The following is a 9,792-nucleotide window of genomic DNA, read 5'->3' as shown; positions in this document are numbered from 1 at the left end:
GGGTTAGTCGTCGTTAACATCGATCCCGTTGGTTAACGATGACTAACGCGCTGACCGCGGAAGGTGTGCACAACGCATGGATGCGCCCGTCCTCACCACGGCCGTCGACCCGGCCTCGGAGTCCTACGCGCGCTACACCGAGCACCACGGCAAGCTCGTCGCCGACCTCGACGCCGAGCTCGACCGCGCCCGCCTCGGTGGGCCGGAGAAGTCCCGCCTGCGCCACGTCGAGCGCGGCAAGCTGCTCCCCCGAGACCGGGTGGACGCGCTGCTGGACCGCGGCTCGCCGTTCCTGGAGCTGTCCACGCTGGCCGCGCACGGCCTCTACGACGACGAGGCGCCCTCGGCCGGGATAATCACCGGCGTCGGCCGCGTGTCGGGGCGCGAGTGCGTCGTGGTCGCCAACGACGCGACCGTCAAGGGCGGCACCTACTACCCGATGACGGTCAAGAAGCACCTGCGCGCCCAGGAGGTGGCGCTGCACAACAACCTGCCGTGCATCTACCTGGTCGACTCCGGCGGCGCCTTCCTGCCCAGGCAGGACGAGGTGTTCCCGGACCGCGAGCACTTCGGGCGGATCTTCTACAACCAGGCGACCATGTCCGCGCGCGGCATCCCGCAGATCGCCGCCGTGCTCGGCTCGTGCACCGCGGGCGGCGCGTACGTGCCCGCGATGAGCGACGAGGCCGTGATCGTGCGCGAGCAGGGCACCATCTTCCTCGGCGGCCCGCCGCTGGTGAAGGCCGCGACCGGCGCCGAGGTGACCGCCGAGGAGCTCGGCGGCGGGGAGCTGCACTCCCACACCTCCGGCGTCACCGACCACCTCGCCGCCGACGACCCGGACGCGCTGCGCATCGTGCGCTCGATCGTGAGCACCCTCGGCCCGCGCGCGGCCCGCCCGTGGGACGTCGCCCCGGTGGAGGAACCGGTGGTCGACCCCGGCGACCTCTACGGCGTCGTGCCCACCGACAGCCGCACCCCCTACGACGTGCGCGAGGTCATCGCCCGCGTCGTCGACGGCAGCCGGTTCGCCGAGTTCAAGCGCGACTACGGCCCGACCCTGGTCACCGGCTTCGCCCGCATCCACGGGCACCCCGTGGGCATCATCGCCAACAACGGCATCCTGTTCAGCGAGTCCGCGATGAAGGGCGCGCACTTCATCGAGCTGTGCGACAAGCGCTCGATCCCGCTGGTGTTCCTGCAGAACATCTCCGGCTTCATGGTCGGCAAGGAGTACGAGGCGGGCGGCATCGCCAAGCACGGCGCGAAGATGGTCACCGCGGTGGCGTGCGCCCGGGTCCCGAAGTTCACCGTGGTCATCGGCGGCTCGTTCGGGGCGGGCAACTACTCGATGTGCGGGCGGGCCTACTCGCCCCGGTTCCTGTGGATGTGGCCCAACGCCCGGATCTCGGTCATGGGCGGCGAGCAGGCGGCCTCGGTGCTGGCCACCGTCCGCCGCGACCAGTACGAGGCGCGCGGCCAGGAGTGGTCGGCCGAGGACGAGGAAGCGTTCAAACAGCCCATCCGCGACCAGTACGAGCACCAGGGCCACCCGTACTACTCGACCGCCCGGCTGTGGGACGACGGCGTGATCGACCCGATGCAGACCCGCACCGTGCTCGGCCTGGCGCTCTCAGCCGCGGCCAACGCGCCGCTGGAGCCGGTCGGCTACGGCGTCTTCCGGATGTGACCGGTGGCCACCCCGAGACCTGGAGGGACTTCGATGGTGCAGCACTTCGACTCGGTGCTGGTCGCCAACCGCGGTGAGATCGCGGTCCGGGTGATCCGGACGCTGCGGCGGCTCGGCATCCGCTCGGTGGCCGTGTACAGCGACGCCGACCGCTCGTCCCGGCACGTCGCCGAGGCCGACACCGCGGTCCACATCGGACCGCGCGCGGCGGCGGAGAGCTACCTCCACATCGAGCGGATCATCGACGCCGCGCGGCGCACGGGCGCGCAGGCGATCCACCCCGGCTACGGCTTCCTCGCCGAGAACAGCGCGTTCGCCGCCGCCTGCGCCGAGGCGGGCATCGTCTTCATCGGTCCGCCGGCATCGGCCATCGACTCGATGGGCGACAAGATCCGCGCGAAGCAGACCGTGCAGGCCGCGGGCGTGCCGGTGGTGCCCGGCCGCAGCGAGCCGGGCATGTCCGACACCGACATCCGCAAGGCCGCGGTCGACGCCGGCTTCCCGGTGCTGCTCAAGCCGTCGGCGGGCGGTGGCGGCAAGGGCATGCGGGCCGTGCACGACGAGTCCGCGCTGGACGAGGCGATCGCGTCGGCCCGGCGCGAGGCGCGGGCGTCCTTCGGCGACGACACCCTGTTCGTCGAGCGCTACGTCGCGCGCCCGCGCCACATCGAGGTGCAGGTGCTGGCCGACGCCCACGGCGGCGTCGTCCACCTCGGCGAACGCGAGTGCAGCCTCCAGCGCAGGCACCAGAAGATCATCGAGGAAGCCCCGTCGCCGCTGCTCGACGCCGAGACGCGGGCGCGCATCGGCGCATCGGCGGTCGACGCGGCCCGCTCGGTCGGATACGTCGGCGCGGGCACCGTCGAGTTCATCGTCTCCGCCGACGCCCCGGACGAGTTCTTCTTCATGGAGATGAACACCCGCCTGCAGGTCGAGCACCCGGTGACCGAGCTGGTGACGGCGGTCGGCGCCGAACGCGGCGTCGACCTGGTCGAGCAGCAGGTCCGGATCGCCGCGGGCGAGCCGCTGCCGTGGGCGCAAGACGAGCTGCGCATCGAGGGGCACAGCGTCGAGGCGCGCGTCTACGCCGAGGACCCGGCGCGCGGCTTCCTGCCCACCGGAGGTGACGTCCTCGCCGCGCACGAACCGGCGGGCACCGGCGTGCGGGTCGACTCAGGGGTCTGGACCGGGATGGCGGTCGGCTCGGACTACGACCCGATGCTGGCCAAGGTCATCGCCTGGGCGCCGGACCGCGCCGGCGCGCTGCGCAGGCTCGACGCCGCGCTCGCCGACACCGCGGTCCTCGGCGTGCACACCAACGTCGCTTTCCTGCGCTCGCTGCTGACCAACCCCGACGTGCGGGCAGGCAGGCTCGACACCGGACTGGTCGAACGCGATCTCGACGACCTCGTGGCCGCGAGCGCGACCACCCCGCAGGAGGTCTACGTCGCCGCCGCCCTCGACCGGCTGCTCGCCGACGAGCCGACCGGTCCGGTCGTCGACCCGTGGGACGTGCCGGGAGGCTGGAGGCTCGGCGCCCCGGCGCCCGCCGTGTGGCGGTTCGCCGGCCCCGAGGAGCAGGTCGAGGTCCGCATCCGGGGCCGCGCGGCCGACGCGGTGGTCACCGCCGGCGACTCGACCGGCCCGGCCCGCGTCGAGCTCCGCGACGACGTGCTGACCGTCACCTACCAGGAACGCACCCGCCGCTACCGGGTCGCCCGTGCCGACGGCGTCACCTGGCTCGCCGCCGACGGCCACGCCTGGGCGCTCACCGAGCACCGGCTGCTGGCCGACCGGGGTCCGGGCGCCGCGGGGTCCGACGGCGCGGTGACCAGCCCGATGCCGGGCACCGTCCTCGTCGCCGACGTCACCGCCGGCCAGCAGGTCCGGGCCGGCCAGACCCTGTTCGTCGTCGAGGCGATGAAGATGGAGCACACCATCACCGCCCCCGTCGACGGCGTCGTCACCGAAGTACACGTCCGAAGAGGACAGTCGGTCGGGCTGGACCAGCCGCTGGCCGTCCTCACCGCAGGTGCCCACGAGGAGGCCTGAGATGGTGGATCATCGGCTGAGCGAGGAACACGAGGCGCTGCGCGAGAGCGTGGAGACCTTCGCCCGCAAGGACGTAGCGCCGGTCATCGGCGACTACTACGAGCGCGAGGAGTTCCCGTACCCGCTCGTGGCGACCATGGGCCGGATGGGCCTGTTCGGACTGCCGGTCTCCGAGGAGTACGGCGGCATGGGCGGCGACTACTTCGCGCTGTGCCTGGCGCTGGAGGAGCTGGCCAGGGTCGACTCCTCGGTCGCGATCACGCTGGAGGCGGGGGTGTCGCTGGGCGCGATGCCGATCTACCGCTTCGGCAGCGAGGAGCAGAAGCGCACCTGGCTGCCGAAGCTGGCCACCGGGGAGGCGCTCGGCGCCTTCGGGCTCACCGAACCCGGCGGCGGCTCCGACGCGGGCGCGACCCGCACGACGGCCGTGCTCGACGGCGATGAGTGGGTGATCAACGGCTCAAAGGCGTTCATCACCAACTCCGGCACCGACATCACCTCGTTCGTCACGGTCACCGCGGTCACCGGGCACAAGCCCGACGGTGGCAAGGAGATCTCGACGATCATCGTGCCGTCGGGCACCCCGGGCTTCACCGTCGCCAAGAAGTACTCCAAGGTCGGCTGGAACGCCTCCGACACCCACGAGCTGTCCTTCGACGACTGCCGGGTGCCCGCGGCGAACCTGCTGGGCGAACGCGGCCGCGGCTACGCCCAGTTCCTGTCGATCCTGACCGAGGGCCGGGTCGCCATCGCCGCGCTCGGCGTCGGACTCGCGCAGGGCTGCGTCGACGAGTGCCTGCGCTACGCGGGCGAGCGCGAGGCGTTCGGGCACAAGATCGGCGAGTACCAGGCGATCCAGTTCAAGATCGCCGACATGGAGATGCGCGCGCACACCGCGCGGCTGGCCTACTACGACGCGGCGGCCCGCATGCTGCGCGGCGAGCCCTACCGCAAGCAGGCGGCGATCGCCAAGCTGGTCTCGTCCAACGCGGCGATGGACAACGCCCGCGACGCGACCCAGATCTTCGGCGGCTACGGGTTCATGAACGAGACGCCGGTCGCGCGGTTCTACCGGGACGCCAAGATCCTGGAGATCGGCGAAGGCACCAGCGAGGTCCAGCGGATGCTGATCGCCAGGGAGCTCGGCCTCTAACGGCCTCTGACGGACCTCCAGCGGTCCGCGGACGAAGCAGCCGTGCGCTTGCGGGAAGCGCACGGCTGCTTTCGCTGAATCTGCCGACGGGGTCAGTCGGGGGTGTCCCCGTCGGCAGAAACCCGGTTCCGTTCCAGCGCGTCAGCTGAAGAACGGGCTCACGCGGGACTGGCGGCCACCGCGCGGCATGGTGATCTCGGTGTCGGTCTCCTCGGGGTCGCCGTAGGGCTGTTGCGGCCCCGGCTGCGGGTGGTACCCCGGGTAGGTCTCGTCGTAGCCGTCGTGGGCCTCCTGCGGCCATGCCGGGGGCTGCGAGGGCCCCGGCGGCTGCGGACGCCCCGGGTGCGGCTGACGAGTCGTCGGCGGCTGTGTCGTCGGGGGCTGGGCCATGGGCGGGTGCCCGGCGTGCTGCTGCCCGGGCGCCGGCACCTGCTGCGTCGGCGGCTGGACGTTCTGCGTCTGCTGGTGGGGCGACTGCTGGGTCTGGGTCTGCTGCGCCGGCGCGGAGTCCTGCGGCTGCGCGGGGGCGTCCGGGTCCTCCAGCGCGAGGTGCTGCATGACCCAGTCCCGCGCCAGCGCGGCGGGCGAGGTGCCCTGCTTCGCCGCGAGTTCCTTGAGCTTCTCGTTGGCCATCAGGGGCAGGCGGAGCTGGTAGACCTGCGAGACGCCGAAGCGGCGCCCCGAACCAGTCGTCTCGACGCTCTCCTCCGGCGCGAGCGCCGCGAGGTAGTCGTCGAGCTCGTGATCCGGCTCGGCCACCTCCGGTTCGGCGTAGCTGTCCGCCTTCTGCCGGCGCCCGATCTTGGTTCGTCCTAGAGCCACGCGGACACGATAACGGTTCGATTGCGATCAGCACACCGGCGTGGCCTGCATCACACAGTGGAGGGCCCCCGCGCCAGGGGGAGGAGCACGGGGGCCCGGAGGGGATCTCCACAGTTGCTGACCGGGGGTTCGTCAGCGCCTGCGATTGTGGCACGGCGTCCCGGGTCGTGGGGAGGAGTCGGCGGCCATCGTTTCGATGACAACCGGAGACGCGGTTTCCGGTGCCCCGGACCTGCGGATCTCCTCGTCTTCGGGCGTTGCCGGCCCGATTTCGGGTGCCTGCTCGGCTTGATCGGCCGCCTTGCGTTGGCGGGGCTCCGGGTTCCGGTGCGCCCGCGCGAGACGCGGAGTCCGGAGCGCCCGCCGCGGGCGGCCCCGCGTCGGCAGGCGGTGGCGCAACTCACGGCGGGCGGCGGATGTCTGCCGCCCGCGCTCAGTTCCAGGCGGAGATGTCGTAGCCCGCCTCGCTCACGGCGGCGGTGGCGGCGTCACGGCTCAGCTCCTGCTCGCTGGTCACCGAAACCAGGCCGCTGTCGAGGGTGACCTGCACGTCGGTGACGCCGGGGATCTCGGAGAGTTCCTCGGTGACCGACTTGACGCAGTGTCCGCAGGTCATGCCGGTGACGGTGAACGTCTGGGTGCTCATCGGGGGTCCTTTCGCGGTCGGACTGGCCGGACTGCCGCCGACTATATACCCCTGGGGGGTAGCCGTGGGCGTGCCCGGTCGGAGGGCGCCCGCGCCGTGTCCGAGGTCCGGAGTGGACGGGCGTGCCCGGTTCGGGTCGCCGGGTTGCCGATGTCACGGGGACGGGTCAGCATCCGATGTGGATCGAGACCGGCAAGGTCGATTACTCAGCGTCGACGTCAAATCACTCTGTGGGGGGCTGCGGCTGTTGACAACCTGTGGATAGCCTGCGGCGAAACCCGAGCGGGGAGGCACCATGTACGGGTCGCTCGACGTAAGAAAGTTCTTGTGGCAACAGGAAGACGGGCTGTCGCGGTCCGGTTCCGGCGTGCCCGCTCAGCGCAGCGGGGAACCCAACCGGATATCACCCGAGCAGGTCCACCGGGCGCGGATCGCGGTCGCGCGCCGGGCGGAGAACGCGGCCGACTGCCGCCTGCTGCTCGACATGCTTGGCCTGGTCCCGGACGGGGACGGGGAGGCACCGGTCACCCGGTGATCGGTGTGAGCCGCACACCCCCCGGTCTGCGGCTCACACCGAACGCGGCGGCCGGCAAGCGGCCACCGCGGGAAAACATACCTGTCGGTCTCTTTTTCCGGGGCCGCCAGGTCGGCTCGGCGGATGTGCGGCCGCCGAACACCGGATAGGCACCGGGCGGGCCCACGCGGTAACTTCGCGGCGTAGTTGATCAACTGTTCGTGGGCCGCGACGCTGAGGTCAGGCAGGCCGCGGCCGACGCCGGAGTCGCCGGAGCCGCGTCATGCCCCAGCAGCGTCGGGCGCAAGCCACTCGGCGAACGATCCTGGTCGCGGCCGCGGAGGAGTTCGACCGCGTCGGCTACGAGGCGACCACGCTCAACGGCATCCTGCGTCGCGGCGGGGTCACCAAGGGCGCCTTCTACTTCCACTTCGCGTCCAAGGAAGACGTCGCGCGGGTGCTCGTCCGGGAGCAGCGCGAACGCTGGCCCGCGCTCTGGCGGCGCTGGGTCCGCCGGGGTCTCGACCCGTTGTCCACGGCGATCGGCCTGGTCGACGAGCTGCTCGCGGTGCTCGACGAGGACGTGGCGACGCGGGCCGGGATGCGACTGGCCTGCCGGCGCGAGATCGAGGCCGCCGACCCGCCGGACTGGGAGCGGGTCCTGACCGAGCTGCTCGACCGCGCCGCTGACCGCGGGTACCTCCTGCCGACGGTCGATCCCCGCGCGCTCGCGCGGGTGGTGTACTCGGCGCTTGTAGGCGCTCGGACGATCGATCGCGGCGCGGTGTCCACCGGGCGCACCGCCGAGGTGTGGCGGATCGTCCTGCGCGGCGCCGCGACCCCGGAGTGGCTTCGCACCAACCCGGTGCTCCAGCCGCCCGACGAACGCCCCCGCTGATCTCCCGGCGCGCTGCCGCTCAGTAGTCCTGCCCGCCGCTCTGATCATGAGACGTGGATCACAATATTCGCCGAGGCCTGCTTTCAGGTCCGAATCGGCCCTTGGAGCCGCCTGTGGGGGCGCTGGGCGGCGGAGGCGGGGCAGTGGGCCGACTGAGGATAGGCGATGGAAAAGGCTGGTCAGATGGCATATGGTGGCGACCGACGTGACCGGCGGGCGTGGGCCGCGCGGGGGCTCGTGAGGTTTGGGGACCCCCCCGTTGTGGGGCGCTGGGGGGTGTGTCGTAAGCTTTCACTGCTCCCAACGGGGCGCCCCGAAAGGGAAAGCCGGTTGGAGGCGAGGCCGGGTCGGTTCCGAATCGGCCAAGCCCCCATCGTCTAGCGGCCTAGGACGCCGCCCTTTCAAGGCGGTAGCGCGGGTTCGAATCCCGTTGGGGGTACGCAACAACAGAACATGGCCCAGTGGCGCAGTTGGTTAGCGCGCCGCCCTGTCACGGCGGAGGTCGCGGGTTCGAGTCCCGTCTGGGTCGCCACAGCGGTTCGGCTTTGAGCCGGGCGCGAACGGCCAGGTAGCTCAGTTGGTACGAGCGTCCGCCTGAAAAGCGGAAGGTCGGCGGTTCGACCCCGCCCCTGGCCACCACCAAGAGCTGCCAAAACGCCCCCGTCGATCTCGACGGGGGCGTTTTGGGTCTCAGTCTGGGTCTCAGTTGGTGCCCCAGAAGTAGGTGTTCAGGCGGTCCGCTACGTCGTTCCGGACGGAGTCGATGACGTGCATGTACCGCTGCTTCATGGTGACGGACGACCAGCCCATCAGCTCCATCACGACCCGGTCGGGCACTCCGAGGACCAACAGCACAGTCGCGGCGGTGTGCCGTGCGTCATGTAGCCGCGCCTCGCGGACTCCGGCTTCAACAAGGATTGCTTTCCACTCGTCGAGGTCCTGACGTGGATCGATCGGCTTGCCGTTGGGCTGGGTGAACATCCACTCGCCGTCGTGCCACTCCGTGCCCGCGAGCTCCCGTTCGGCCCCCTGAAGCTTTTCGTGCTTGAGGATCAAGTCGAACAGTTGGTCGGGCAGCGTCACGGTCCGTCGTCCAGCCCTCGACTTGACGTCGACCTCGACCAGCCCGCCACCGGTTCGCTGCGGGCACCACCGGGCGTGTTCGGTGCAAGCTGGCGGGCATGGCGGCGGACAAGCTCGCGTGTGCCGCTTGCAGGCCGCCTTGCACGGCTCGGTCTTGTGGTAGGTCGCGCCGCACCGATGCGGGTCAGAGCACCCGTGCTTCCACGTCTGACGTTGGAGTGCCTTGGTGATCCGCAGCGTGCGCTTCTGCCGGTTCAGCCGCGGCCACTTCAGCGCGAGCGATTCGCCCTGCCGAGTTCCGAGAGCCAGTGCGATGACGTAGCGGACGCCGTTTCGGCGTTCCAGGGCGGCCTTGATGACCAGCTGCATGTCCTCGACCTCAAGCGGTTCGACCTCCTCCTCTTCCACCCGAGGTGCCTTTGCGATCGAAACCGGGTTCCTCTGGATGCGTCCCCGCTTGTACGCCTCGCCGAAAGCCGTTCGCGCCGTGCGGTGTACCTGGTGAGCCGTCGCCGGCTTCAGTCCCGACTCGATCATTCGCAGGTAGAACTTCTCGAAGTACTCCGGATGGTTCTGGATCCGATCGAGCCTGTGCGCGCCCAAACCGGGGATGAGGTGCTTGTACACGGCCGTCTGGTAGCCCCGCATGGTCTTGTACCGGCAGGTCAGCGGCGCGATGCTCTCCACCCAGTGCGTCAGCCACCGCTCGACTGTCCACGGCTGGCCCTTCTTGCGGACGTTGCCGGAGTCCCGCTCCCGTTCGAGCTTGCCGACCTCCTCGACAACTTCGTCCTTGTCCTTGCGCTTGACGTGGCGCCGGTCAGGCTTGCCGTCGTCGCCGATGCCCATGGTGACGCGGCCGTGCCAGTAGCCGTCGTTCCCGAGGTAGATCGTCGATCGACCGTTGGGGTTTCGGGTGCGCTTTTGTTCCATA

Annotated in this window: 8 protein-coding genes and 3 tRNA genes; 8 read left to right on the top strand and 3 right to left on the bottom strand. The window is 70.8% G+C overall.

The window, feature by feature from the left end:
• Positions 1-76: 76 nt before the first annotated feature.
• From SACE_RS33960 to SACE_RS33950, 3 genes are read left to right on the top strand one after another with little or no spacing between them, the layout of a single operon-like run.
• Complete coding sequence (locus SACE_RS33960; protein WP_009946123.1) at positions 77-1,690, top strand: carboxyl transferase domain-containing protein; 1,614 nt, start codon at positions 77-79, stop codon at positions 1,688-1,690.
• A gap of 33 nt (positions 1,691-1,723) precedes the next feature.
• The gene (locus SACE_RS33955; RefSeq protein WP_009946124.1) at positions 1,724-3,742 is read left to right on the top strand and encodes an acetyl/propionyl/methylcrotonyl-CoA carboxylase subunit alpha; all 2,019 of its coding nucleotides are present in this window, start codon (positions 1,724-1,726) and stop codon (positions 3,740-3,742) included.
• A 1-nt stretch (position 3,743) separates the two neighbouring features.
• The gene (locus SACE_RS33950) at positions 3,744-4,895 is read left to right on the top strand and encodes an acyl-CoA dehydrogenase family protein (protein ID WP_009946125.1); all 1,152 of its coding nucleotides are present in this window, start codon (positions 3,744-3,746) and stop codon (positions 4,893-4,895) included.
• Between the two features lie 141 nt (positions 4,896-5,036).
• Here the strand turns inward: SACE_RS33950 and SACE_RS33945 are convergent, their stop codons facing one another.
• Entirely contained in the window at positions 5,037-5,717 is a 681-nt protein-coding gene (locus SACE_RS33945; RefSeq protein ID WP_009946127.1) for a hypothetical protein, read from the bottom strand.
• Positions 5,718-6,150: 433 nt separating this feature from the next.
• Positions 6,151-6,363 carry a heavy-metal-associated domain-containing protein gene (locus tag SACE_RS33940; RefSeq protein WP_009946128.1) on the bottom strand — a complete coding sequence of 71 codons (213 nt, stop codon included), beginning with the start codon at positions 6,361-6,363 and terminating at the stop codon, positions 6,151-6,153.
• A 295-nt stretch (positions 6,364-6,658) separates the two neighbouring features.
• On the opposite strand from SACE_RS33940, the gene SACE_RS33935 reads away from it, so the two are divergent.
• The 5 genes from SACE_RS33935 (at position 6,659) to SACE_RS33915 (ending at position 8,414) form a co-directional block, all read left to right on the top strand.
• Positions 6,659-6,898 carry a hypothetical protein gene (locus tag SACE_RS33935; RefSeq protein ID WP_009946129.1) on the top strand — a complete coding sequence of 80 codons (240 nt, stop codon included), beginning with the start codon at positions 6,659-6,661 and terminating at the stop codon, positions 6,896-6,898.
• 262 nt (positions 6,899-7,160) lie between these two features.
• Positions 7,161-7,775 (top strand): ScbR family autoregulator-binding transcription factor, encoded by a 615-nt coding sequence (locus tag SACE_RS33930; protein WP_009946131.1) that lies wholly within the window; start codon positions 7,161-7,163, stop codon positions 7,773-7,775.
• Between the two features lie 366 nt (positions 7,776-8,141).
• Positions 8,142-8,214 (top strand) — tRNA-Glu (locus SACE_RS33925).
• 16 nt (positions 8,215-8,230) lie between these two features.
• A tRNA-Asp gene (locus tag SACE_RS33920) sits at positions 8,231-8,307 on the top strand.
• A gap of 30 nt (positions 8,308-8,337) precedes the next feature.
• A tRNA-Phe gene (locus SACE_RS33915) sits at positions 8,338-8,414 on the top strand.
• A 63-nt stretch (positions 8,415-8,477) separates the two neighbouring features.
• Here SACE_RS33915 and SACE_RS33910 read toward each other — a convergent pair.
• Complete coding sequence (locus tag SACE_RS33910; RefSeq protein WP_009946133.1) at positions 8,478-9,791, bottom strand: tyrosine-type recombinase/integrase; 1,314 nt, start codon at positions 9,789-9,791, stop codon at positions 8,478-8,480.
• Position 9,792: the final 1 nt, after the last annotated feature.

It is taken from the genome of Saccharopolyspora erythraea NRRL 2338, assembly GCF_000062885.1.
Lineage (GTDB): Bacteria > Actinomycetota > Actinomycetes > Mycobacteriales > Pseudonocardiaceae > Saccharopolyspora_D > Saccharopolyspora_D erythraea.
Note: the sequence above shows the minus strand (reverse complement) of the source record. Positions and strands in the feature narration are given on the sequence as shown.